The sequence below is a fragment of the Castellaniella sp. genome (assembly GCF_049673105.1).
In the GTDB taxonomy this organism is placed as follows: domain Bacteria; phylum Pseudomonadota; class Gammaproteobacteria; order Burkholderiales; family Burkholderiaceae_B; genus Castellaniella.
On record NZ_JBATXG010000019.1, the window covers coordinates 15,354 to 39,602 of the forward strand.

23 protein-coding genes are annotated in these 24,249 nt (G+C 63.2%); 16 read left to right on the top strand and 7 right to left on the bottom strand.

Annotated elements, in window-relative coordinates; genetic code table 11:
* Window positions 1-24 precede the first annotated feature (24 nt).
* On the bottom strand, window positions 25-1,134 hold the full coding sequence (gene dnaN, locus WBF69_RS06900) for a DNA polymerase III subunit beta (RefSeq protein WP_424262564.1): 1,110 nt from the start codon (window positions 1,132-1,134) through the stop codon (window positions 25-27).
* Between the two features lie 4 nt (window positions 1,135-1,138).
* The gene (gene dnaA, locus WBF69_RS06905; protein WP_424262566.1) at window positions 1,139-2,545 is read right to left on the bottom strand and encodes a chromosomal replication initiator protein DnaA; all 1,407 of its coding nucleotides are present in this window, start codon (window positions 2,543-2,545) and stop codon (window positions 1,139-1,141) included.
* A gap of 183 nt (window positions 2,546-2,728) precedes the next feature.
* Here dnaA and rpmH point away from each other — a divergent pair, with 183 nt between their 5' ends.
* The 5 genes from rpmH to mnmE all read left to right on the top strand — a co-directional run bounded on the left by rpmH (window position 2,729) and on the right by mnmE (window position 7,120).
* Window positions 2,729-2,863, top strand: coding sequence for a 50S ribosomal protein L34 (gene rpmH, locus WBF69_RS06910; RefSeq protein WP_043679136.1), 135 nt, complete (start codon window positions 2,729-2,731; stop codon window positions 2,861-2,863).
* A gap of 50 nt (window positions 2,864-2,913) precedes the next feature.
* The gene (locus WBF69_RS06915; RefSeq protein WP_424262568.1) at window positions 2,914-3,273 is read left to right on the top strand and encodes a ribonuclease P protein component; all 360 of its coding nucleotides are present in this window, start codon (window positions 2,914-2,916) and stop codon (window positions 3,271-3,273) included.
* A gap of 2 nt (window positions 3,274-3,275) precedes the next feature.
* On the top strand, window positions 3,276-3,509 hold the full coding sequence (yidD, locus tag WBF69_RS06920) for a membrane protein insertion efficiency factor YidD (RefSeq protein ID WP_424262721.1): 234 nt from the start codon (window positions 3,276-3,278) through the stop codon (window positions 3,507-3,509).
* A 97-nt stretch (window positions 3,510-3,606) separates the two neighbouring features.
* Complete coding sequence (yidC, locus tag WBF69_RS06925; protein WP_424262570.1) at window positions 3,607-5,334, top strand: membrane protein insertase YidC; 1,728 nt, start codon at window positions 3,607-3,609, stop codon at window positions 5,332-5,334.
* 394 nt (window positions 5,335-5,728) lie between these two features.
* On the top strand, window positions 5,729-7,120 hold the full coding sequence (gene mnmE, locus WBF69_RS06930) for a tRNA uridine-5-carboxymethylaminomethyl(34) synthesis GTPase MnmE (protein ID WP_424262572.1): 1,392 nt from the start codon (window positions 5,729-5,731) through the stop codon (window positions 7,118-7,120).
* 7 nt (window positions 7,121-7,127) lie between these two features.
* Here mnmE and WBF69_RS06935 read toward each other — a convergent pair whose 3' ends face one another.
* Together WBF69_RS06935 and WBF69_RS06940 are read right to left on the bottom strand one after the other, a co-directional pair.
* Entirely contained in the window at window positions 7,128-7,424 is a 297-nt protein-coding gene (locus tag WBF69_RS06935) for an antibiotic biosynthesis monooxygenase family protein (protein ID WP_424262574.1), read from the bottom strand.
* Between the two features lie 104 nt (window positions 7,425-7,528).
* Entirely contained in the window at window positions 7,529-8,653 is a 1,125-nt protein-coding gene (locus WBF69_RS06940; RefSeq protein ID WP_424262576.1) for an NAD(P)/FAD-dependent oxidoreductase, read from the bottom strand.
* Between the two features lie 193 nt (window positions 8,654-8,846).
* Here WBF69_RS06940 and WBF69_RS06945 point away from each other — a divergent pair, with 193 nt between their 5' ends.
* The 3 genes from WBF69_RS06945 (at window position 8,847) to WBF69_RS06955 (ending at window position 11,323) form a co-directional block, all read left to right on the top strand.
* The gene (locus WBF69_RS06945; RefSeq protein ID WP_424262577.1) at window positions 8,847-9,311 is read left to right on the top strand and encodes a MarR family winged helix-turn-helix transcriptional regulator; all 465 of its coding nucleotides are present in this window, start codon (window positions 8,847-8,849) and stop codon (window positions 9,309-9,311) included.
* 119 nt (window positions 9,312-9,430) lie between these two features.
* Window positions 9,431-9,856 carry an organic hydroperoxide resistance protein gene (locus WBF69_RS06950; protein ID WP_424262579.1) on the top strand — a complete coding sequence of 142 codons (426 nt, stop codon included), beginning with the start codon at window positions 9,431-9,433 and terminating at the stop codon, window positions 9,854-9,856.
* 195 nt (window positions 9,857-10,051) lie between these two features.
* Window positions 10,052-11,323 (top strand): MFS transporter, encoded by a 1,272-nt coding sequence (locus WBF69_RS06955; RefSeq protein ID WP_424262581.1) that lies wholly within the window; start codon window positions 10,052-10,054, stop codon window positions 11,321-11,323.
* 156 nt (window positions 11,324-11,479) lie between these two features.
* Here the strand turns inward: WBF69_RS06955 and WBF69_RS06960 are convergent, their stop codons facing one another.
* On the bottom strand, window positions 11,480-11,764 hold the full coding sequence (locus WBF69_RS06960) for a heavy-metal-associated domain-containing protein (protein ID WP_424262583.1): 285 nt from the start codon (window positions 11,762-11,764) through the stop codon (window positions 11,480-11,482).
* Between the two features lie 122 nt (window positions 11,765-11,886).
* Here WBF69_RS06960 and dinB point away from each other — a divergent pair, with 122 nt between their 5' ends.
* From dinB to WBF69_RS06990, 6 genes are all read left to right on the top strand, one after another.
* On the top strand, window positions 11,887-13,020 hold the full coding sequence (dinB, locus tag WBF69_RS06965; protein WP_424262585.1) for a DNA polymerase IV: 1,134 nt from the start codon (window positions 11,887-11,889) through the stop codon (window positions 13,018-13,020).
* 161 nt (window positions 13,021-13,181) lie between these two features.
* Window positions 13,182-13,991, top strand: coding sequence for a formate/nitrite transporter family protein (locus tag WBF69_RS06970; RefSeq protein ID WP_424262587.1), 810 nt, complete (start codon window positions 13,182-13,184; stop codon window positions 13,989-13,991).
* Window positions 13,988-16,561: a nitrite reductase large subunit NirB gene (nirB, locus tag WBF69_RS06975; protein ID WP_424262589.1), complete on the top strand. Its 2,574-nt coding sequence runs from the start codon at window positions 13,988-13,990 to the stop codon at window positions 16,559-16,561. The genes WBF69_RS06970 and nirB overlap by 4 nt, the downstream gene beginning before the upstream one ends.
* A gap of 7 nt (window positions 16,562-16,568) precedes the next feature.
* Complete coding sequence (gene nirD, locus WBF69_RS06980; RefSeq protein WP_424262591.1) at window positions 16,569-16,973, top strand: nitrite reductase small subunit NirD; 405 nt, start codon at window positions 16,569-16,571, stop codon at window positions 16,971-16,973.
* Window positions 16,963-17,790 carry a uroporphyrinogen-III C-methyltransferase gene (gene cobA / locus WBF69_RS06985; protein WP_424262593.1) on the top strand — a complete coding sequence of 276 codons (828 nt, stop codon included), beginning with the start codon at window positions 16,963-16,965 and terminating at the stop codon, window positions 17,788-17,790. Before nirD ends, cobA begins: the two co-directional genes overlap by 11 nt.
* Window positions 17,787-18,749, top strand: a complete 963-nt coding sequence (locus tag WBF69_RS06990) for an NAD(P)-dependent oxidoreductase (RefSeq protein ID WP_424262595.1) — start codon at window positions 17,787-17,789, stop codon at window positions 18,747-18,749. Before cobA ends, WBF69_RS06990 begins: the two co-directional genes overlap by 4 nt.
* Here the strand turns inward: WBF69_RS06990 and WBF69_RS06995 are convergent.
* Window positions 18,701-19,573, bottom strand: a complete 873-nt coding sequence (locus WBF69_RS06995; RefSeq protein WP_424262597.1) for an MOSC domain-containing protein — start codon at window positions 19,571-19,573, stop codon at window positions 18,701-18,703. The two genes, WBF69_RS06990 and WBF69_RS06995, sit on opposite strands and share 49 nt — an antisense overlap.
* Before the next feature lie 121 nt (window positions 19,574-19,694).
* On the opposite strand from WBF69_RS06995, the gene WBF69_RS07000 reads away from it, so the two are divergent.
* Both WBF69_RS07000 and WBF69_RS07005 read left to right on the top strand, forming a co-directional pair.
* Window positions 19,695-20,579 carry an EamA family transporter gene (locus WBF69_RS07000; RefSeq protein WP_424262599.1) on the top strand — a complete coding sequence of 295 codons (885 nt, stop codon included), beginning with the start codon at window positions 19,695-19,697 and terminating at the stop codon, window positions 20,577-20,579.
* Between the two features lie 66 nt (window positions 20,580-20,645).
* A complete protein-coding gene (locus WBF69_RS07005) occupies window positions 20,646-21,836 on the top strand; it encodes an acetylornithine transaminase (RefSeq protein WP_424262601.1) in 1,191 nt (396 codons plus the stop codon).
* A 98-nt stretch (window positions 21,837-21,934) separates the two neighbouring features.
* Here the strand turns inward: WBF69_RS07005 and WBF69_RS07010 are convergent, their stop codons facing one another.
* A complete protein-coding gene (locus tag WBF69_RS07010; RefSeq protein ID WP_424262603.1) occupies window positions 21,935-24,109 on the bottom strand; it encodes a malate synthase G in 2,175 nt (724 codons plus the stop codon).
* Between the last annotated feature and the right edge of the window lie 140 nt (window positions 24,110-24,249).

Below are 24,249 nucleotides of genomic sequence, written 5' to 3' on the forward strand. Positions count from 1 at the left end.
GAATCAGTCGGGCGCGGTCGGTGATCAGATGCGCATGGGCATGACGACGTACTTGAATTCGTCGTCTTCGGGCACGGTGATCAGCACCGAGGCGTTGACGTCCGGCTGCACCGACCAGCAGACCTGTTCCGTTTTGATGTTGGCCAGGACGTCGAGCAGATAGGTGACGTTGAAGGCCACATCCAGCGCTTCCTGGGCGTAGTCGACTTCCAGTTCTTCGCGCGCTTCTTCCTGTTCGGCGTTGGACGAGGAGATGCGCAGCAGGTTGTCGCCCAACTGCAGGCGCACACCTTTGAGTTTGTCGGTCGTCAGGATGGCGGCGCGCTGCAAGCTGGCCTGCAGGGCTTCGCGGGCGATCAGGATGTGGCGCGTGTAGCCGGTGGGGATGACGCGTTTGTAGTCGGGGAATTTGCCCTCGACCAGCTTGGAGACCAGTTCGATCTGATCGAAACGGAAGCGGATCTGGCCGGCGGCCAGGTCGATCTGAACGGGGGTGTCGTCATCGGCCAGCAAACGCAACATTTCGTGCACGGTCTTGCGCGGGATGATGGCATCCACCTGCGCGTCCAGGCCTTCGACGGCGATGCTGCTGTGGGCCAGACGGTGACCGTCGGTCGAGACCGCGCGGACTCGGCCAGGTTCCAGCACCATCAGCAGGCCGTTCAGGTAGTAGCGGATGTCCTGCTGGGCCATGGAAAAGTGCACCTGATTGAACAGTTGCTTCAGGGCTTTTTGCGGCACGGAAAAAGACGCCGCCCATTGTTCCGCCTGGGACACCGTGGGGTAATCGGCGGCGTCCAGCGTCTGCAGGGCAAAGCGGCTACGGCGCGCCTGGACGGACAGTTTTGCGTCTTCCAGCGACAGGCGAACATCGCTGGCTTCGGGCAAGGCGCGCAGGATGTCCAGGAATTTGCGGGCGGCCACGGTCGTGGATTGAACGTCGTCGCCCACCCCGAAGTCGGCCTGCGTGGTGATCTGGACTTCCAGGTCGTTGGCGACAAACGCCACCTGGGTGCCTTGCTTGCGGATCAGGACATTCGCCAGGATCGGCAAGGTATTGCGCCGCTCGACGATCCCCACCACGGTCGTCAAGGGCTTGAGCACGGCATCGCGGCTTGCTTGTATCAGTAGCATGTCATTATCCTTTGAGGGTTTGCTCGAGTACGTGAAGTGCGTGATTCAGTTCGGTTTGTTTGGCTCGCAGATCGGTGATCTTGCGGACCGCGTGCAGCACGGTGGTGTGATCGCGTCCGCCGAACAGGTCTCCGATTTCGGGCAGGCTTTTCTGGGTCAGTTCCTTTGCCAGGTACATGGCGATCTGACGCGGCAGCGCGATATTGGCCGGCCGACGCTTCGAGTACATGTCGGCGACCTTGATTTTATAGAAATCGGCCACGGTTTTTTGGATGTTCTCGACCGTGATCTGGCTGTTGGAAACGGACAGCAGGTCTTTCAGGGCTTCTTTGCAGACTTCGACGGTCAGGACTTCGCGACCGTGGAAGCGGGCATAGGCGGATACCTTGCGCAGGGCGCCTTCCAGTTCGCGCACGTTGCTGCGCAGATGTTTTGCGATGAAGAACGCGACTTCCTCGGGCATGGTGATGCCTTCGGTGTGCGCCTTGCGCAGCAGGATGGCGACGCGCATTTCCAGTTCGGGCGGCTCGATGGCGACGGTCAGCCCGGAATCGAAGCGCGAGATCAGGCGGCTGTCGATGTTGGCCAGTTCTTTTGGATAGGTGTCCGACGTGATGATGATCTGCTTGCGCTGGGCCACCATGGCTTCGAAGGCGTAGAAGAATTCTTCTTGCGTACGGTTCTTGCCGGCGAAAAACTGGATATCGTCGATCAGCAGCAGATCCAGAGAATGGTAATAGCGCTTGAAATCGTCGAAGGCGCGGCGCTGGTAGGCCTTGACCACGTCTGATACGTATTGGTCAGCATGTACATAGCGGATGCGCGGGTTGTTGCCGCTGGCCAGCATTGCATTGCCGATGGCGTGGATCAGGTGGGTCTTGCCCAGGCCCACGCCGCCATAGAGGAAGAGCGGGTTATAGGATATGCCCGGGTTTTCCGCGACCTGCAAGGCAGCGGCGCGCGCCAGCTGGTTGGCCTTGCCGATGACGAAATTGTCAAAGGTGAGGTCCAGGTTCAGACGCGAACGATCCTGGACGGCTTCGTCGGTCGCGATGTGTGCGGGCGAGGGTGCTGCGGCAGTGGCTGGCTGGCTGATGGCGTTGTTGGCCGGTACAGGCGCGAGCGCAGGCGCGGCGCCCGAGCGTCCGGCGGTCTGCCGTGCCGGCGCCGCGTTGAGTTCGAACTGTACCTGGACGGCCTGGGAAAACCAGTCGGTCGCCAAAGCTTCAAGCCGTGTGGAGAAGTTCTTGCGCACCCAGTCCAGTTTGAAGCGGTTGGGCGCACCGATCCTCAGGACCGCGAGTTCCTCGTCGTAGCCAAGCGGGACCAGAGGTTTGATCCAGGCGCTGATTTGTTGGGGGGGGAGTTCCTGCCCCAGTTGCTGGAGACAGGCCTGCCAGAATTCATTCATAGGTGCCATCGTGCGAAACCTCGATTCTACCCTTTCCCGTGGTAAGTTATCCACAGATGGCCGGATGGTCAGCGCGACAGAGCAGGGGATAAGTTCTCAAGTGATTGACTCCGCTTCAAAAATTTGTTGAAATAGTGGGCTTTTCTGTACACTTTTACCCCCCCAAGCTCTTTTGGATTCGCCATGAAACGCACTTTCCAGCCTTCTGTTACCCGCCGCAAGCGTACCCATGGGTTTCGTGTCCGCATGAAGACGCGTGCCGGTCGCGCTGTTCTTAGCGCCCGCCGCGCCAAGGGCCGCAAGCGCCTGGCCGTCTAATTCGGCATTTCCTTTGCGGGTCTTTCTGGCCGGCATTGAAATCATCCGCCATGCCTTCCGATTTTCCTTCGGCGGCTCGGCTGCATCGCCCCTCGGAATATGCTGCGGCCCTGAAAGGCCGACGTGTCGCCAGAGGGGCGTTGTTCGTCGTATCCAGCCCCAGACAACCCGAGGGGACTCCTGTCCGGCTAGGGCTGGTCGTTCCTAAACGGTATGCGCCGCTGGCGGTCACGCGCAACGCGATCAAGCGTGTCATCCGCGAGGCTTTTCGTTTGCGCCGTTCCGACCTGCCGGAAGGCGACCTGGTGTTCCGATTGGTCAATCGGCCGGATCCGGCCAGCCTGACGGTGCTGAAACGCCAGGTGCGCGCGGAAGTCGATGCCCTGCTGGGCAAGATCAGTTCGGCATGAGCCTGATCCGGTCTTTATTCATCGCGCCGATTCGCTTTTACCGGTACTTCCTGAGCCCCTGGGTGGGGCAGCAGTGCCGTTTTACCCCGACCTGCTCCGCCTATACGATCGAGGCGATTGAAACGCACGGCGTGCCGCGCGGCATCTGGTTGGGGATTCGCCGTATCGCCCGCTGCCACCCCGGTTGTCCCGGCGGACATGATCCTGTGCCGCCCCCTGCGGACAGGCGGGGGTGAGTCATGAGAGCGCGGGGATGTCTGATCAAGTCTTTGTCAGCCTCCCTGCGTTAAACTGGTGGGCTTTTGCTCTGACCTTATTCGAAAACAGGCGCCAATGGACATTCGACGCACCATCCTCTGGATGATCTTTTCTTTTTCGCTGCTGCTGCTGTGGAACAACTGGCAGGTATACCAGGGGCAGCCATCCCTGTTTTCCGCGCCGCCGCCCGCTGCGGAACCGGCCAAGGCCCCAGAGGCGCCCGCTGGCCAGGGGGGTGTGCCCGACGTGGCTCACCAGGGCGGCGCGGCGCAGACCAAGGTTCCTGTGTCCGATGCGCCCCCCCAGGGGCAGCCGGTGCAGGTAAGGACCGGGGTGTTCAACCTGACGTTCGATACGCTGGGGGCGCAGTTGGTGCGCGCCGAGCTGCTGGACTACAGGAACGAGGAAGCCACTACGGGCATCATCCCCTGGTTCAAGAGCCTGATCGGTAAAAAGCCGCCGCAGGATGCGGGCAGCATCCTGTACCTGCTGAACAACCAGCCTGGCGATACGTATGTCGCCCAGACGGGCTTGGTGGGCGCGCCGCAGGGCCAGAGCTATCCCACGCATCTGACGCCGTTTGCGCTGGTGGGCGACGGGCCGGTGGTCAAGGGCGATACGACCGAGATCTCGTTCGAGGCCGTGTCTGCTCAGGTGCGGGTGGTCAAGACCTTCATCCTGTCGCGCGACAGTTATGACATTCGCGTGCGCAATGACGTCACCAATCTGGGCGATCAGCCCGTCAGTCCGTCCCTGTACCTGCAATTGACGCGCGATGGGCACGAGCCGTCCAGCCTGTCGGGCTTTTACAGCACCTTCACGGGTCCGGTGGTCTATTCGGCGGAAGACAAGTTCCAGAAGGTGACGTTCGAAGACATCACCAAGAACAAGGCCAGCTATACCCAGCAGGCCGACAATGGCTGGGTCGGCATGGTGCAGCACTATTTTGCGACGGCCTGGGTGCCTCAGCAGGGCGTGGTGCGCACGAATCAGGCCCTGGCGCTGCCGGGCGATCTGTTCGCCGTCCGTACGATCGAATCCCTGGGCGAAATCGCACCGGGGGCGAGCAAATCCGTGGATGCGCAGCTGTGGGTCGGCCCGCAAGATCAGGAGGCCATGAGCGAAGTGGCGCCCGGTCTGGATCTGGTGGTGGATTACGGCTGGGTGACGATCATCGCCAAGCCGATGTTCAAGCTGATGATCTGGCTGCACGGCCTGGTGGGCAACTGGGGCTGGACCATCGTGCTGTTGACGCTGCTGATCAAGCTGGTGTTCTATCCGCTGTCGGCGGCCAGCTACCGGTCCATGGCCAAGATGAAGCTGGTCGCGCCGCGCCTGAAGCAGTTGAAGGAAAAATTCGGCGACGACAAGGCGAAGATGAATGCCGCCATGATGGAAATGTACCGCACGGAAAAGATCAATCCGCTGGGCGGGTGCTTGCCGATGGTGGTGCAGATTCCGGTGTTCATTGCGCTGTACTGGGTGTTGCTGGGCAGCGTGGAGATGCGCGGGGCGCCGTGGCTGTTGTGGATTCACGATCTGTCGGTCAGCGATCCCTGGTTCATTCTGCCGGCGTTCATGATGTTGACGATGTTCCTGCAGATCAAGCTGAATCCGACGCCGCCGGATCCGATGCAGGCCAGGGTGATGATGATCATGCCGCTGGTGTTCGGCGGGATGATGTTCATGTTCCCGGCCGGGTTGGTGCTGTACTGGTGCGTGAACAACACGGTGTCGATCATTCAGCAGCGGGTGATCATGAATCGCCTGGATCGGGAAAAGGCGGCGTCGGCGTCCAGTTGATGGTCTGGATGTCGGCATGATGAAACGGCGCTCTTTTTGGAGCGCCGTTTTTTTGGTGGGGAGTCGCAGTTTAGGTTCTTAAGGGGAACGCTGATCAAGAAGGGCCTGGCGCTCACCAGCCGGTGGCCCTACGGGCTTCCCGGGTCTACCTCGTCCATCGGGGCGGCGGACGAACTCGGCCTTCGGCCTCAAACACGTCCGCCGAAAGCTCCCCGATTCCCTACGGTAGCACCCGGCACCGGCCGACTGCGAGCGCCAGGCCCTTCTTGATCAGCGCTCCCGGGCCGTCGCGCGTTGCCTGGCGTGATTTCCCGATATCATGCAGATGGATTATGTTGGCTGTGCGCGGATCTCGCCGCACTTCCTGTTCGTGGATTTTTGAACGACTTTTGATATGAGCGTATCGCAGACAGACCCCATCATCGCCATTGCCACTGCCCCTGGCCGGGGGGGTATTGGCGTGATTCGGGCGTCGGGGCCGGACCTGCGGGCCTGGGCGGATGCGCTGTGCGGCCAGGCGCTGCGGTCCCGGCATGCGCATTACCTGCCATTTCGCAATCGCGAGGGCGAGGTGATGGACGAGGGGCTGGCGCTGTTCTTTCCCGGCCCGCATTCTTATACGGGCGAGGACGTGCTGGAACTGCAGGGGCACGGCGGGCCGGCTGTGTTGCGGCGGGTGCTGGACGACTGTTTGGCGCGAGGCGCCGATATCGGTTTGCGGCTGGCGCAGCCGGGGGAATTTACCCAGCGGGCTTTTTTGAATGAGCGGCTGGATCTGGCGCAGGCGGAAGCGGTGGCGGATCTGATCGAAGCCAGCTCCGCCGCGGCGGCCCGCAGTGCGATGGCGTCCTTGTCGGGGGCGTTTTCAGCCGAGATCGATGGCCTGAGCGAACGCATCGTGCAACTGCGCATGCTGGTCGAGGCGACGCTGGATTTCCCGGAAGAGGAAATCGATTTCCTGGAAAAGTACCAGGCGGCGGACCGCTTGGATACGGTGACGGCGGCGCTGGACGGGGTGCTGCGCACGGCGCGTCAGGGCATGGTGCTGCGCGAGGGCCTGCACGTGGTGCTGGCGGGGCAGCCGAACGTGGGCAAGTCCAGTCTGCTCAATGCGCTGGCGGGCGAGGACGTGGCCATCGTGACGCCCATTGCCGGCACGACGCGTGATCGGGTGATTCAGCAGATTCATGTCGACGGGATTCCGCTGCACATCGTGGATACGGCAGGGCTGCGCCATACCGAGGACACTGTGGAGCAGATCGGCGTCGAGCGCAGTTGGTCGGAAATCGCCCGCGCCCAGGTGATCGTGCATCTGCAGGATGCGCGGCACCCGGATGATCCGCTGGATGCGGACATCGTGCGGCGTCTGCCGGCGGGCACGCCGATGCTGCGGGTGTTGAACAAGGTGGATCTCTTGAATGAGTCCGCTCAAGCGCAGCGTGAGCACAGCGGGACGGACAGGTTGGATACATCGGAGCGGATCCGTATTTCCGCCCGCACGGGGGCGGGTCTGGACGAGCTGCGCGCTCGTTTGCTGAGCATCGCGGGCTGGACGCCGGGGACGGAATCGCCCTGGCTGGCACGCGAGCGCCATGTCCTGGCGCTGGAAGCGGCGCGGCAGCATTTGCTGCTGGCCCGAGAACACGCTGCGCACAGCGATCAGGTGCTGGATCTGTTTGCCGAAGAGCTGCGCCTGGCGCATGAGTCTTTGTGCGAGATCACCGGGCAGTTCACCAGCGACGATCTGCTGGGCGAGATCTTTTCGCGGTTCTGCATCGGGAAGTGACGCCCGCCTATTCCCCGACCACAACTTCCGTATGCACGACGTCCGGCGCCTTGGCGAAGAAGCCGCCGACGATGCCGCGCCAGGCCTGGAAGTCTTCGGATTCGCGGAAATGCTTCATATGGTCTTCCAGGGTCTGCCAGTGGATCTGCAGCACGTATTGTTCGGGGTGCTCGATGATGTGGTGCAGTTCCAGGCGGTGAAAGCCGCGTGCCCGCTGGAACAGGGGCAGGGCTTTTTGCACGCCAGCCTCAAAGTCGGCCTGGGCACCGGGTTTGACGGTGATATGGGCCATTTCGCGGATCATGTCGGGTTCCTTGGGGGTGAGTGACGATGCCTGTGATTATGCACCGTTGCGCTGACCGCCAGCGGGGTTGGCAACAGACGGTCGTGTCGTCCGGGTAAGCCTCGTCAATCCGTCTGGTGAGTCAAGCGCCGCATCACTTCGTCGGCGATGGCCAGGCAGGACGTCAGCCCCGGCGATTCGATGCCGTACAGATTGATCAGGCCTGGCACGCCGTGTGTGTGGGCGTCCTGGATCAGGAAATCCGCATCCTGCCCATCAGCCATCACCAGTTTGGGCCGGATGCCGGCGTAGCTGGGGTGCAGGGCCTCATCGGGCAGCTCGGGCCAGTAGCGGCGGATGGCGGCGTAGAAATTGTCTGCCCGGGCGGGATCCACGTGATAGTCGATGGCATCCACCCATTCGACATCAGGGCCGAAGCGCGCCTGCCCGGCCAGGTCCAGGGTCAGATGCACACCCAGCCCGCTGGGTTCGGGCACCGGGTAGATCAGGCGGGAAAAGGGCGCCTTGCCGGACAGGGCATAGTAATTGCCTTTGGCGTAGCGACCGGCGGGGATGGTGGCGGGCGGTATGCCCTGAATGCGGGCTGCGATGTCCTGGGCGTGCAGGCCGGCGCAATTGACGACGCGGCGGGCCATGATTTCCATGGGTTCATCGCCGCCGATGCGCAGCACGATGCCTGGTCCGCCGGCGGTCTGCACAGCGCCGCCTATGACAGGGGATCGCAGGGCCAGCAGGCCGCCGGCGTGTTCCAGGTCGCCCAGCAGCGCCAGCATCAGGCCGTGGCTATCGATAATGCCGGTAGAGGGCGATTCCAGGGCAGCGACGCATTGCAGCGCGGGTTCGCGGGTTTGCGCCTGGTGGCGGTCCAGCCAGCGCAGGTCGTGCACGCCGTTGGCGGCAGCCGCAGCGGCGATCTCTTGCAGACGATCTTGTTGCGCATCGTGCGTGGCGACGATCAGTTTGCCGCAGCGCTGGTGCGCCACGCCATGATCCGTGCAGTAGTCGTACAGAGCCTGGCGGCCTAGCACGCATAGCCGCGCTTTCAGCGATCCACGGGGATAGTAGATGCCTGCATGGATGACTTCGCTATTGCGTGAGCTGGTGCCGGTGCCGATGGTGGATTCGGACTCGACCAGCAGGGTTTCCAGGCCGGATCGGGCGCAAGCGCGGGCAACCGCCAGGCCGACGACGCCCGCGCCGATGACCAGGCAATCGACGGTATCGGTCATGGGGATTCCTATCAAGGCTGATGCAATGCTTCAGTGTACTGTGGCGTCGGCGGGCGACCCTGTGTGACGCGTGACAGCGAAGGCGGCTGGGGCAAGGCATGTCAGCCATATGTCCGCAATTAAATAGCTTGCAATTAAATAGCGAGCTATTTAATATGGGAGCATGTATCCAAAATCTGGCGATCAAGCGGATATGACACCTGCCTCTCTCGCGCTGGACGCGCAACTCTGCTTTGCGCTGTATTCGGCGCACCTGGCGATGGGCAAGGTCTATCGCCACCATTTGCGCGATCTGGGGCTGACCTATCCGCAATATCTGGTCATGCTGGTGCTGTGGGAATCGGATAACTTGACGGTGACCGCGTTGGGGGGCCGGCTGTATCTGGATTCGGCCACGCTGACCCCTTTGCTGAAACGCCTTCAGATGCTGGGACTGCTGCACCGCGACCGCGATCACGCCGACCAACGCCAGGTGTTGGTCACGTTGACGTCGGCGGGGCGTGCGCTGCAGAAACGGGCGCATGCCATTCCGCAAGAGGTGATGTGCGCGACCGGCTGTAGGCCGGATCAGGCGCTGACCTTGAAGGCCGATCTGGAAGCGCTGCGTACGCATCTGCAACACGCGCAGCTGATGCAGGAACATACGGCAATACGATAGGAACGGCGTTTCCGACCGCATGCGGTCGGGGACGAGGACTTATCTGCTTTGCTGCTGGGGAAGTCGCCGTTTGTGGTGCCGAGGCTTTCTTTTTCAATCGCACCACCAGGAGTCCAACCATGACAGTCGAAAACGTTCTCTACACCGCTCATGCCACCGCCACGGGTGGGCGCGCCGGCAGTGCCAAATCCTCGGATGGCCGTCTGGACATCAAATTGTCCGTCCCCAAGGAACTGGGCGGCGATGCCGGCCCCGGCACCAATCCGGAACAGTTGTTTGCGGCGGGCTATTCGGCTTGCTTTCTGGGCGCCCTGAAGCTGGTCGCCGGCAAAGAAGGCGTTGCGCTGCCGGATACGACTCAGATCGCGGGTTCCGTGGGCGTCGGTCCCATCCCCACGGGCTTTGGCATTGCCGTGGAACTGAAAATTTCCGCACCCGGCGTGGATCATGCCAAGCTGAATGATCTGGTGCAAAAAGCCCACGTGGTGTGCCCGTATTCCAACGCCACGCGCAACAACATCAAGGTCACGCTGACCGTGCAATAGGGCGGTTGGCGCCTGCCTGACGGGCAGCTTGCCAGCGTCTGAATGACAGAGGGCTCCGTTGAGTTGAACGGAGCCCTCTGTCATGGTGATGAGCTTCGGCCAGCGGGAGACTCGGATGATTCAGGTCAAATAACGGCACAGGTAATAGGGATATGATCGCTTTCTGGGCGAAAACATTTCGCCAGGGGAGCCCATATGTCATTTGAGACACAGACTCAAGGCGGCGGCGCATCGCGCCAAGCGCTGTCCGTCCTGTTTTCCAGCACCTTCGCGTTCACGATCTGTTTCGCTATCTGGACCATGTTCTCCGTCCTGGGGGTGCCGCTAAAAGCCGAGCTGAGCCTGAATGAAACCCAGTTTGGTTTGCTGATCGCCACGCCGGTGCTGACGGGGTCGCTGATCCGGGTGCCTTTGGGGATGCTGACGGATCGTTTTGGGGGGCGGATCGTTTTCTTTCTGGTCCTGTTGGTGTGTGTGCCGCCGCTGTATCTGATGGCGCATGCCACCAGCTATACCCAGTTCCTGGTGCTGGCCTTGTTTGTCGGGCTGGCGGGCGGGACGTTTTCCGTGGGCACGCCTTATGTGGCCCGCTGGTTTGTGCCAGAGCGCCGGGGCTTCGCCATGGGCGTATTCGGGGCGGGTAATTCGGGTTCAGCCCTGAACATGTTTGTCGCGCCCCTGATCATCGGCGCTTTTGGCTGGACCATGTTGCCGAAGGTCTACGCTGCGCTGATGCTGGGGACGGCCATCTTGTTCTGGCTATTCAGCCATACGGACCCGGCGCATCGTGTCTCGACTGATACGGGGATTTTGCGGCAGCTCAGCGTGCTGAAGGACCCGCGTGTCTGGCGGTACTGCCAATATTATTCCGTGGTGTTTGGCGGCTATGTGGCGCTGGCCCTGTGGATCACCAAATACTATGTGGCCGAATATGGTTTCGATCTGACGCTGGCGGCGTTTCTGGCGATGATCTTTTCCCTGCCGGGCGGGGTGTTGCGGGCCCTGGGGGGCTGGTTTTCGGATCGTTTCGGCGCCTACACCGTGACCTGGTGGGTCATGTGGGTGTGCTGGGTGTGTTTCTTTCTGTTGTCTTATCCACAGACGCAGATGACGATTCAGACCTTGAGCGGGCCTGTGTCCCTGGACATCGGCTTGAACGCCACGGTGTTCACGATCCTGCTGTTCATCGTCGGGGTGGCGATGGCGATCGGCAAGGCATCGGTATTCAAGTTCATCAGCGATGATTACTCGGACAATATCGGCGCGGTGTCCGGCGTCGTGGGCCTGGCGGGGGGATTGGGCGGCTTCATTCTGCCGATCATGTTCGGTGCGCTGCTGGATATCACCGGCGTGTATTCCAGTGCCTTCATGCTGCTGTATGGATCAGTCTGCGTGTCGCTGATCTTCATGCACTATTCGTACCGCCGCGCGCCGCGCGCCGGGACGGAACTGGTGGAGCCGGCGTGAGGGTGTGGCGCCGTCCACCTCACGGCCTGCAGGCCGCTCGGATAAATTTGGCAGAGCACAGTCCGCAGGATGTGGCGCCGTCCCACCTCGGCGCTTGCAAGCGCCTCGGATAATTCCTGCGCATGACAGCCCGCAGGGGCTGTCATGTGTCTGGAATTATCCCCCGCACCCGCCGCAGCAGTTGCCGTCTTCGCCGTGGACGGGCTTCATGGCTTCGTAGCCGGCGTCGGCGACCGCCACCTGGATACGCTGTGTGGATGCCTGCGCCGTATCGAAAGTGATGGTGGCCTTCTCGTCGGCCAGCGACACGCTGACTTGAGATACGCCAGGCAGTGCGGACAGAACGCGATCCAGCTTGTCGGCGCATTCGGGGCCGCGCAGACCCACGAGGCGCAGCGTCTCGGTTTTCTGGGAAGATCGTTTCAGGGTTTCAGCTTGCATAGGTCCTCGCGAACGGGGAAATGCCCCTGGATAGGGCGGGGTTATAGATACATTTTAAATATATCTTAAGATGTCGGCTAGTATAGCAGTGCCTGTCCGCTTTTGGCGTCAGGATGTCAAAAATGTCTGGATCCCCTGCCCGTCGTATCGCTCATCTGGATATGGATGCGTTTTTCGCGTCCGTGGAATTGTTGCGCTATCCCGACCTGCGCGGGCAGCCGGTCGTGATCGGAGGGCGGGGCGAGGCCCCCCGCGATGGCCGTTATGCGCGCCTGCGCGATTACGTCGGGCGCGGGGTCATCACCACGGCAACCTACGAGGCGCGGGCCTTTGGGGTGCATTCGGCGATGGGCATGATGAAGGCGGCACGCCTGGCCCCGGATGCGGTGCTGCTGCCGGTGAACTTCCCCGCCTATCGCCATTATTCGCGGCTGTTCAAGGCGGCGGTGGCCGCCATTGCCCCGCAGGTGGAAGACCGCGGGATCGATGAAATCTATATCGACCTGACTGACCTGCCCCAGGATTCCACAATCCTGGGGCGCCAGCTGAAGCAGGCCGTGCGCGATGCGACGGGCCTGGTCTGCTCCATCGGTATTTCACCCAATAAGCTGTTATCCAAGATCGCCTCGGATCTGGACAAGCCCGATGGTCTGACACTGATCGGTCCCGGCGATCTGCAGCGCCGCATCTGGCCGCTGCCGGTATCAAAGGTCAATGGCATCGGCCCCAAGGCCACCCGCCGCCTGCAGGGCATGGGGATCGAGACGATTGCGCAGCTGGCCGCCGCCGCGCCCGACCGCCTGCAAGAGGCATTCGGCCTGGGGATGGCGCGCTGGCTGCTGGACGTCGCTCACGGCATCGATGAGCGACCGGTGGTGACGGTGTCCGAACCGCGCTCGATCAGCCGGGAAACGACGTTCGAGCGCGATCTGCACGTGGTGCGGGATCGGGAGCTGCTGTCGGGGATCTTCCGGGAATTGTGCGATCACCTGGCCCAGGATCTGGCCCGCAAGCGGGTCTATGGATCCACCATCGGGATCAAGCTGCGTTTTGACGACTTCCGGATCGTGACGCGTGATCTGACGCTGGACGAAGCCATCGGGGACGCCGACGCCATTCACCGAGCCGCTGGGCAATGTTTGAAACGGGTCGTCCTGGACCGCCGCCTGCGCCTGCTGGGTGTGCGGGCCAGCAAGCTGGAGCCGGCTGGCGATTCGCCATCTGGGCACCATCCGGTGCAGCTTTCCCTGTACTGATCCGGGCTACGACTTTGGTGCGCACTGCACCGTCTTGACGCACGCGGCGCCATCAACTCCGCCTGGCAGACAGGCGGCTCTCTCCTGTGGGAACTGCAGTAAGCAGTTGGCATGCTGTTTGCTTTTCCCTCTGTGTCCACGGATACATACGGGAGAATCTCATGTACGACGACACGATCAATGGCTTTGCGCGCGCAGCCGACGCCAAACTCCACCAACTGCGCGGGAATCCGCAGGGCTTTTTGGTCGCCAGCATGCTGGCTGGCGCCTATATCGGATTGGGCATCATCCTGATCTTTTCGCTGGGCAGTTTTGTCCCGCCGGCCTTTCGCCCGCTGGTGATGGGTGCGACGTTTGGAATTGCCCTGATCTTGGTCGTGATCGCCGGCGCCGAACTTTTTACCGGTCACACCATGGTGATGGCGCTGCGGCGCTACTGTGGGCGGGGAACCTGGGCCGAGGCGGTGGCCGTGCTGTGCGCGAGCTGGGTCGGCAATCTGTGCGGCGCACTGGTGTTGGTTGGTCTGTTCGTGATGGGGGGCGGAGGCGGTTTGCTGGATGATCCGCAGGGGCTAGTGATGACGGCTGCTGCGCACAAGATGACGGCCGGTGGCGCCAGCCTGTTCGCCCGCGCCGTTCTGTGCAATTGGCTGGTGTGTCTGGCGGTCTGGATGTCGGCCCGGGTGTCGTCCGACAGCGCTCGCTGCATGGTGATTTTCTGGTGTCTGCTGGCCTTCATCGGCAGCGGCTACGAGCACAGCGTGGCCAATATGACCCTGCTGCTGCTGGCGCTGGCCGGCCATCATCCCGACGCGGTGAGTCTGGGCGGCATGGCCTGGAACCTGGGCTGGGTGACGCTGGGCAATATCGTGGGCGGTGCGGTGTTTGTGGCGGGCGCTTATCGGGTCGCCTCGTCGCCTGCCGCCGGGCGCGCCGCGCGGGACGAGGTCGCTTTCAAGGAGCCGGCATGAATCCCGCGCGATTGGATGCGGCGGAGCCGGGCCCGGACGACGGGACGCGCCTGGTGGTCATCGGTAACGGCATGGTCGGTCACCGCCTGCTGGAGGAACTGGTCCGGCATGGGCGGGGCGGCGACGGCATCACGGTACTTGCCGGCGAGCCTCGGCTGGCCTATGACCGTGTGCAGCTGAGTCAGTGCTTTGTCGGGGCGGAGCCCCAAGATTTGGCCTTGGCCGATGAGGGGTTCTTCGAGACGCACGGCATCACGGTGCTGCGTGACAAAAAAGCGGTCTGGATCGACCGCAAGCAGCGCCGCGTCCATGTCACGGACGAGGAATTCTATCCTTATGACCGGCTGGTGCTGGCGACGGGGTCCGTGCCGTTCGTGCCCCCGATCGAAGGGGTGGATCGACCGGAATGCCTGCTTTACCGGACGCTTGATGATGTCGCGGCGATCCGGGCGCGCGCAGCCGGCGCCCGGCGAGGTGTTGTCATCGGCGGCGGATTGCTGGGGCTGGAGGCCGCGCGCGCCTTGCATGGTCTGGGCCTGGATACTCATGTCGTCGAGTTCTCGCCGTGGCTGATGGCCACGCAGCTGGATGAGTCCGGTGGCCGCTTGCTGCGTGGCAAGATCGAAGCGCTGGGCATCCATGTGCACACGGCGAAGACCACGTCGTCCATCGGCGCGGGCCTGCGTTCGCCCTTGCGCCTGAAGTTCTCGGATGGCGGTCTGCTGGAAGCCGACATGGTGGTCTTTTCGGCAGGCATCCGACCGTGCGACCGGCTGGCGCACAGCTGCGGCCTGGTGATCGGGCCGCGCGGCGGCGTCGTGATCGATGATCGCTGCCGCAGCTCCGACCCGGCCATCTATGCGATTGGCGAAGTCGCCAGTTGGCGGGGTGCCACCTACGGTCTGGTAGCGCCAGGCTATGAGATGGCACGGGTCTGCGCGGCTCACTTGCGGGGTGACGAGAGCGTGGTCTTCCAGGGCGGGCAGCCCAGCACCAAGTTGAAGCTGCTGGGGGTGGACGTCGGATCGATCGGCGACGCCCAGGGCCGTACGCAGGGCAGTGTGTGCTGCGTGTTCGAAGATGCGCTGGCGGGCGTCTATAAAAAGCTGGTGATGGATGCGGACGGGAAGCGCCTGTTGGGCGCCGTCCTGGTGGGGGATACGGCCTCGTTTGGTATGTTGGACCAGTATTGCACCAATGGTCTGGACTTGCCGGCTCGGCCCGCTGCGCTGATTGCGCCAGCGGCGGACGCGGTCCCCGCGCTGGGGGTGAACGCTTTGCCGGATACCGCGCAGATCTGTTCCTGCAACCAGGTGAGCAAAGGGGCCCTGTGCCGCGCGATTGAAGACGGGTGCGCCACCCTGGGCGACTTGAAGGCCAGGACCCGAGCGGGTACGACCTGCGGCGGCTGCGTGCCGTTGGTGAAACAGATCCTGGATCTGGAACTGGAACGGCGGGGGATCGCCGTCGATCATGGCCTGTGCGAGCATTTCCGCTACAGCCGGCAGGAACTCTACCACCTGGTCCGCGTCAACGAGATCCGCGATTTCAAGACGCTGATCGCCCGTCATGGCGCGGGCAAGGGTTGCGACCTTTGCAAGCCGGTGGCCGCGTCGATCTTTGCGTCGTGCTGGAATGATTTCGTGCTGACCCCCGAACACGCCCCGCTGCAGGACAGCAATGACGCCTATCTGGGCAATCTGCAAAAGGACGGCACCTATTCTGTGGTGCCGCGTATTCCCGGCGGTGAGATCCTGCCGGAGAAATTGATCGTTATCGGTGAAGTCGCCCGCAAGTACGGGCTGTACACCAAGATCACCGGCGGCCAGCGGATCGATCTGTTCGGCGCGCGCCTGGAACAGCTGCCCCTGATCTGGCGGGAACTGATCGATGCCGGCTTCGAATCCGGGCATGCCTATGGCAAGGCCTTGCGCACGGCAAAGTCGTGCGTTGGCAGCACCTGGTGCCGATTTGGTGTGCGCGATTCGGTGGGCCTGGCCATCCGCCTGGAGCAGCGCTACCGAGGGGTGCGCGCGCCCCATAAGATCAAGATGGCTGCGTCCGGCTGCACACGCGAGTGCGCCGAGGCGCAGAGCAAGGATGTCGGGGTCATCGCCACGGACAAGGGCTGGAACTTGTATGTGTGCGGCAACGGCGGCATGCGGCCCCGGCACGCGGAATTGCTGGCCGTGGATCTGGACGACGAGACGCTGATCCGGTACATCGACCGATTTCTGATGTTCTACATCCGCACGGCGGACAAGCTGCAGCGCACGGCGGCCTGGCGCGAAAGCCTGGAAGGCGGCCTCGACTACCTGAAAGCAGTCGTAGTGAACGACAGTCTGGGTCTGGGCGCGGAACTGGAGGCCCAGATGCAGCGGCTGGTCGATCGGTATGAATGCGAATGGGCGGCAACCCTTAAGGATGAGCAGGCGCTGCGGCGCTTTCGGTCGCTCATCAACGACAGTGCGCCGGACGAGCATATTGTCCATGTGCGGGAACGCGGCCAGATCCGTCCGGCCACGGTGCGGGAACGCCGGGAATTGGCGGTCAAGGCAGAGATCGAGTGAGGGCAGGATGATGAAAACAGGGCGTTCCCGCCGTCAGGGCGGACTGGTGGAGCCTTCTGGGTGGCAGGTGGTCTGCAGGGGCGATGAGCTGATCAACGAGGCCGGGGTGGCCGTTCGGGCGCATGGCGAGCAGGTCGCCGTGTTCGTGACCGGGACGGGGCTGTTCGCCATCGATCATGTCGATCCGTTCTGCGGCGCAGCCGTGCTGGCCCGTGGCATCGTCGGCGAGCTGCGGGGGAGACCGGTCGTGGCCTCGCCTATGTACAAGCAGCATTTTTTCCTGGATACGGGGGAATGCCTGGAAGATGCCGGTGTGCGCGTCCGCTGCTGGCCCGTGCGCTTGGGCGAGGATGGAGTCCTGCGCCTGGGCCGTCCGGCGGATGCCTTGAAGGATGCTGATCATGCCGCCTGATGTCATGATGAACGCCGCGCATTCCGCGCCCTCGGGACGGATGGGTCACGTCTGGCTGGTAGGGGCGGGGCCGGGAGATCCCGAGCTGATCACGGTGAAAGGGCTGCATGCCTTGCAGGCAGCCGATGTGGTGGTCTACGACCGATTGGCCTGCACGGACTTGCTGGCGCACTGCCGTCCGGATGCCGTGCGCGTTTCCGTGGGCAAGCAAGCAGGGCTGCACAGCGTTTCCCAGGGTGGCATCCATGCCTTGCTGATCGCTCATGCGCGGGCGGGCCGTCGCGTCGTCCGCCTGAAGGGCGGCGACCCGTTCATTTTCGGGCGGGGGGGAGAGGAGATGATCGCCTTGCGGCAGCAGGGGGTTCCGGTGTCGATCATCCCTGGGGTGACGGCGGCGGCCGGTTGCGCGGCGGCGACGGGCATTCCGCTCACGCACCGTGATCTGGCGGCGGGTGTCAGCCTGGTGACCGCGCATCGGCAGGAAAATGCGGTCGATCTGGATTGGGCGGCCTTGGCGGCGGACCGGCAGCGCACACTGGTTTTCTACATGGGTCTGGCCCAGGCGGACCATGTCGGGATGGAATTGATGCTGCATGGCCTGTCCGGGACGACACCGGTCGCGCTCATCGCGTGTGGAACGACGCCGGCGCAGCGTGCGGTCCGGTGTCTTCTGGCGGATCTGGGGGGGGTTGCGCTCCAGTGCGGTCTGGTGTCGCCGTGCCTGATCATGGTAGGCCAGGTGGTTGCGCTCGCCGACCCGGATCTCGTTGCATGGGCCCGGCTCTGCCGGGAGCCTGTGCCGGTCGGTACGATATGAAGCCGCTCTATCCGCTGTTCGCCAATCTGGAGGGGCGCCGGGTCCTGGTGGTGGGGGGCGGCGCCGTTGCGGAGCGCAAGGTGCGGTCCTTGATGAAATGCGGCGCGCGGGTTCTGGTGGGCGCCCCCCGCCTGACGATCAGGCTGCAGCGCTGGGTGGATGACGGCAGTCTGGCTTACTTGCCGGGGCCGTTCGATCCTGGCTGGTTGAGCGCCGTCTGGTTGGTCATTGCGGCAACCGGGGACCGCCGGGTCAATGCGCGGGTGAAGGCCGCTGCGGATGAGCGCAGCGTGCTGGCCAACGTTGTGGATGATCCGGCGTTGTCCTCGTTCCAGGTGCCAGCCGTGGTCGATCGGTCGCCAGTGGTGATTGCCATCTCCTCGTCGGGCGCAGCCCCGGTCCTGGCGCGGCGTGTGCGGGAACGGATGGAGGCGCTGTTCGATGCCTCCCTGGGGACCCTGGCGGCACTGGCGGGACGATATCGCCAGGCCATTCGCCAAGCCTATCCGGAGCCCGGTGATCGCTGCCAGTTCTATGACTGGCTGTATGACGGCCCTGTGCTGGCGCAGCTGCGTCAAGGCGACCTGGTGGGTGCGGAGCAGCGCGTGCGCAGCCGTCTGGCGGTAGCGGCAACCGAGGATGCCGCATGGGAACACCGTGTCACGTGGATCACGGCCTTTCCGGATCAGCCAGGGCGCCTGACGCTTGATGAACTACGGGCGATGAACGAGGCCGATGTGCTGGTGCATGAATGCAGCCTGCCCGAGGCATTGCTGGACATGGCGCGGCGGGATGTGGATCGCCGCGTCATCACCCGGCTTGCGGGGGCCCTGACCCCCCAGGCCTTGGCGGCATGCGCGGGCTATCGTCGCGCGGTCATCCTGCTGGCCGATCGAGGGCCGGAGCGGGATCAGAAATCGAATTCCGGTTCGATCGCATCGCCCACCCGCAGCCAGTGATCGCCGTCCGGCAGGGCGGCAATAGCGTTCATGCCGAACAGCACGCCCTGTTCGAATTGCCGATGCTGTGCCAGGGTGCGGCCAGGTTCGGGGGCGCTTTCCCCTGTTCCGGGATCAACGTTCGGGATGGGGCAGCGGGCGCAGGCCTTCACGAAGGCGAATCCCAGTCCACCGGTGCGAAACCCCGCCAGGTGATCCTCGTCGTAGGGCTCCATCCCTTGCAGCACGATGTTGGGCCGAAAGCGGATCATGTCCACCGCGGCGTGACCGCCGCTTGTCAGCTGGCCGTTCAGCTCGTCCAGAGACTGCTGGTTCGTGACCAGGAATGGAAAGCCGTCGGCGAAGGCAAAGGCGTGGCGGTCCACCGGCAAAAAGGACTGCGGCCAGTCGGGGTGGGTCTGTATCCATTGCGTCACGTGGCGCATGCTGGCCAGGCGGTGGGCGTGGGGATGAACATGCAGCAGCCGGCAAGGGATGCCCAGAAAGCTGCTGAGCCAGCGCGCAACGTCGTCGCCCTGGTCCGCGCCGATGGTCGCGGTTCCCCAGATGGCGACGGGGACGGCGGGCAGTTCGCCGCCGATCACCGGCGCGTAGCAGTCTTGCTGGCCTGGAGCTTTCAGCCACACGCCGTCGGGGCGTGGGTCCGGCTGGATCAGCACCATGCGGGGGCGCTGGCGCTGGGTCAGAAAGATGCCCTGATCATCGACGATCACCCAGTGGCGATCGTATTCCAGCCCGGCGCCGCTGATGCGGATGCGCTCGTGGCGGATGCCCGCGCAGGATTTGACGGGATAGCTGTAGAGACTGTGGATGGTCTGGGACATGATCACAAGGCGAAGACACCAGAAACAAGACAAATATTCTAGCGGCAGATGGCATGCAAAAATGCCGTAGCATGGCGTTGTTTGCACGTGCTGCTGCATCCCTTGTCCCGCAGGAACCCTCATGCCCTTGAAAGATATCCTGGCTGCCCTGGTCGTCATCGTGGTCTGGGGGGCGAATTTCGTCGTCATCAAATTCGGTGTGGACGAGATTCCACCCATGCTGCTGGGCGCCCTGCGGTTTTTGTTCGTGGCGTTTCCAGCGGTCTTTTTCGTGCCCCGACCGGCGATTGCCTGGCGCTATGTCGTGGGCTACGGGCTCACCATCTGTCTGGGGCAGTTTGTTTTTCTGTTTCTGGCCATTTATCTGGGCATGCCGGCGGGGCTGGCATCTCTGGTGCTGCAGGCGCAGGCATTTTTTACCGTGACCATCGCCGCGTTGGTGTTGCACGAATCTATCCGCGCGCATCATGTGCTGGGCATGGGGCTGGCCGTGGTGGGGCTGGTGATGCTGGATGCCGGGGCGGATTCGACCATGGTGCCGCTGGTGGGTTTTCTATTGACGCTGCTGGCGGCTTTTAGCTGGGCCTGCGGCAATATCGTTCTGAAATGCGCGGGACAGGTGCGCATGCTGTCCATGGTCGTCTGGGGGGCGCTGCTGCCGCCGATACCGTTTCTGCTGCTCTCGGCAGTGTTCGAGGGTCCTGACCGCATGCTGGACAGCCTGACGCACATCAGCTGGCGCGCCGTGGCGGTCGTGGCCTATTTGTCGGGCGTGGCGACGCTGGTGGGGTACGTGCTGTGGGGGCGGCTGTTGTCGCGTCATCCGGTGGCCCGCATCGCGCCGCTCAGCCTGCTGATTCCGGTGGTGGGCCTGTTGTGCGCGGACTGGATCCTGGATGAAAAACTGGGAATGTGGCAGTGGCTGGGCGGCGTTGTGGTATTGATGGGACTGACGCTCAATCTGTTTGGCGCCCGCTGGGCCGCTTTGCTTCGGAACCGTTCGTAAGCGACCTAAAATGGGCGCTTTGACGCCTGGGGCGTCAGGCCATCGTTTTTACTGGAATTCATACTCATGACCATCGATCGTGCAGGGATCAATGCCCTGATGGAAATTACATCGCGTCCTGAACTGGTATTCGTCGGCGGGCAAGGGTCCTGGCTGCAGGACAGCGCGGGCAAACGCTATCTGGATTTCATCCAGGGCTGGGCGGTGAACTGCCTGGGGCATAATCCGGCCCCGATGATTGACGCCCTGACGCATCAGTCGCATGCCTTGATCAATCCGTCCCCCGCGTTCTACAACCAGCCGTCCATCGACCTGGCCAAGCGCATCGTGGATGCGTCCTGCTTTGACCGGGTGTTCTTCGCCAACAGCGGCGCCGAAGCCAACGAGGGCGCCATCAAGCTGGCCCGCAAATGGGGGCAGTTGCACCGCAAGGGCGCCTACAAGATCATTACTTTCGACCACAGTTTCCATGGTCGCACGCTGGCGACCATGTCGGCATCGGGCAAAGCGGGCTGGGATACGAAATTCGCCCCGCAGGTCGATGGTTTCCCCAAGGCCGATCTGAACAACCTGGATTCCGTCCGCGCCCTGATCGACGATCAGACCGTGGCTGTAATGCTGGAACCCGTCCAGGGCGAAGCCGGCGTCATCCCCGCCACGCCCGAATTTCTGCAGGCGCTGCGGACGCTGACCCGTGACATGGGCCTGCTGCTGATCGTGGACGAAGTGCAGACCGGCATGGGCCGCACCGGGCGGATGTTCGCCTATCAGCATGCGGGTATCGAACCCGACATCATGACCCTGGGCAAGGGCATCGGCGGCGGTGTGCCGCTGGCCGCGCTGTGCGCCCGCGAGGCGGTCTGCTGCTTTGAACACGGCGATCAGGGTGGCACGTATAACGGCAATCCGCTGATGACGGCAGTCGGGGTGGCGGTGTTCGATACCCTGGCGGCGCCTGGGTTCATGGAGTCCGTCAATGCGCGCGCGCGCCATCTGTCGGACGGCTTGGCGGCGCTGTCGGCCAAGTGGGGAATGAAGGGTGAACGCGGTGTCGGCCTGCTGCGCGCGCTGGTCATGGATCGCGATGACGGCCCGGCCCTGGTGACCGCCGCTCGCGAACGGACCCCGGAAGGTCTGTTGCTGAATGCCCCGCGCGGCAATTTGCTGCGCTTCATGCCGGCCCTGAACGTGACCGACGGCGAAATCGACACGATGCTGGCCTGGCTGGACGAGCTGATCGCGCAGGTACGCGGTTAATCCAGCTTGGATGTGAAAAAAGCCCTGATCGACGGTCAGGGCTTTTTCTTGGGTGCCTGGCGGCGGTACGAGCCGCCAGGGGGTGCCGCATGGTGGCATCAGGCCTTAGCGGTCAGTTCCGCCTTTTTCACCTGGCGCCAATGGTGCAGCAGCGGTTCGGTGTAGCCGTTGGGTTGTTCCAGGCCCTTGAAGACCAGGTCGCTGGCAGCCTTGAAGGCGCAGGACGTGTCGAAGTGGCCGTCCATGGGTTCGTAGGCGTCGTCGCCGGCGTTTTGCTGGTCCACGACGGCGGCCATGCGGCGCAGGGTCTGTTCGACCTGAGCGCGGTTGGTGACGCCGTGCAGCAGCCAGTTGGCGATGTGCTGACTGGAAATCCGCAGGGTGGCGCGGTCTTCCATCAGACCGACATCATGGATGTCGGGGACTTTCGAGCAGCCCACGCCCTGGTCGATCCAGCGCACCACGTAGCCCAGGATGCCCTGGCAGTTGTTATCCAGTTCCTGCTGGATCTGTTCCGCCGTCCAATTCGTGTCTTTCGCCACCGGCACGGTCAGGATGCGGTCGGTGTAGTCCTCGTGGCGGCCTTCCAGGGACTTTTGCACCTCGACCACATCGACCTGGTGATAGTGCAGGGCATGCAGCGTGGCGGCGGTCGGCGAAGGCACCCAGGCGGTGTTGCCGCCGGCCTTTACGTGGGCGATCTTCTGTTCCAGCATGGCGGCCATCAGGTCGGGCATGGCCCACATGCCCTTGCCGATCTGGGCGTGACCGCGCAGCCCGCATTCCAGGCCGGTCTGCACGTTGTTCAGTTCGTAGGCCTGGATCCAGTCCTGGGTCTTCATGTCGCCCTTGCGCACCATGGCGCCGGCGCGCATGGACGTATGCAGCTCGTCGCCGGTGCGATCCAGGAAGCCGGTGTTGATGAACGCCACGCGCGCGGTGGCGGCGGCAATGCAGGCCTTCAGGTTGACGCTGGTGCGGCGCTCTTCGTCCATGATGCCCATCTTGATCGTGTTGGGCGCCAGGCCCAGCAGCTGTTCCACGCGGCCAAAGACTTCGCTGGCGAAGGCGACCTCGTCGGGGCCGTGCATTTTGGGCTTGACGATGTAGATGGACCCGGTGCGGGAGTTTTTGCGGGCCTGCAGGTCGTGGATGGCGATCAGCGACGTGCAGACGGCATCCAGAATGCCTTCGGGGATTTCCTGACCGTCGCGGTCGAGGATGGCCGGGTTCGTCATCAGGTGGCCGACATTGCGCACGAACATCAGGGAACGGCCGTGCAGGGTCGCGGCGCTGCCGTCGCGCGCCGTGTATTCGCGGTCCGGATTCAAGCGGCGGGTGATGGTCTTGCCGCCTTTGACCAGGTCTTCGGTCAGGTTGCCCTTCATCAGGCCCAGCCAGTTGCGATAGGCGACGACCTTGTCATCGGCATCGACGGCGGCGATCGAGTCTTCGCAGTCCATGATGGTGGTCAGGGCGGATTCGACGACCACGTCCTTGATGTGGGCGGCGTCGGTCTTGCCGATGGGGTGCTGGGCGTCGAATTGGATTTCGAAGCGCAGACCGTGATGACGCAAGATCAGGGCGTCAGGGGATGCGGCATTGCCGCGATGGCCCAGCAAGGCCTGGACATCGGCCAGGCGGGTGACGGAGCCGTCTTTCAGCGTGACCTGCAGTTCGCCTTTGACGACGGCGTAGCCGGTAGCGTCGCGGTGCGAGCCCTGGGCGAGGGGGATGCTGTCGTCCAGGAAGTGGCGGGCGAAGGCGATGACACGCGCTCCGCGCACCGGGTTGTAGCCGCCGCTGCGTGCCGCACCGTCGGTGTCGGGAATGGCATCGGTGCCGTACAAGGCATCGTACAGACTGCCCCAACGCGCATTGGCGGCGTTCAGGGCGTAGCGGGCGTTCATCACCGGCACGACCAGCTGCGGGCCGGCTTGTTCGCTGATTTCCGTATCGACGTTGGCCGTGGTGACGGTGACCTTGGCCGGGATTTCTTTCAGGTAGCCGATGTCTTTCAGGAAGGCGCGATAGGCAGCTGGGTCGGCGACGGGACCAGGGTGCTGGGCGTACCAGTCATCCAGTGCGGCCTGGAGGCGGTCGCGTTCGGCCAGCAGCGCGCGGTTTTTCGGGGCCAGATCATGCACGATGGCAGCCAGTCCTTCCCAGAAGGCGGCGGCTTGTACGCCTGTGCCGGGCAGTGCTTCCTGTTCGAGGAACTGGTGCAGTACGGCTGCGACCTGGAGTCCGTGGCTGGAAATGCGATCGGTCATGATGGTCCTTGGCTAATCTGAAAGTCAATCCGTCGATTATAGGCAGTCTTCTATAAGAGTTAAAGGGTGCGCGCGGTACGCCGTATGTTGTTGAGCATCGGCTAAGGCATTGTCACCAAAAAGAAAAAAGCCCGCATCCT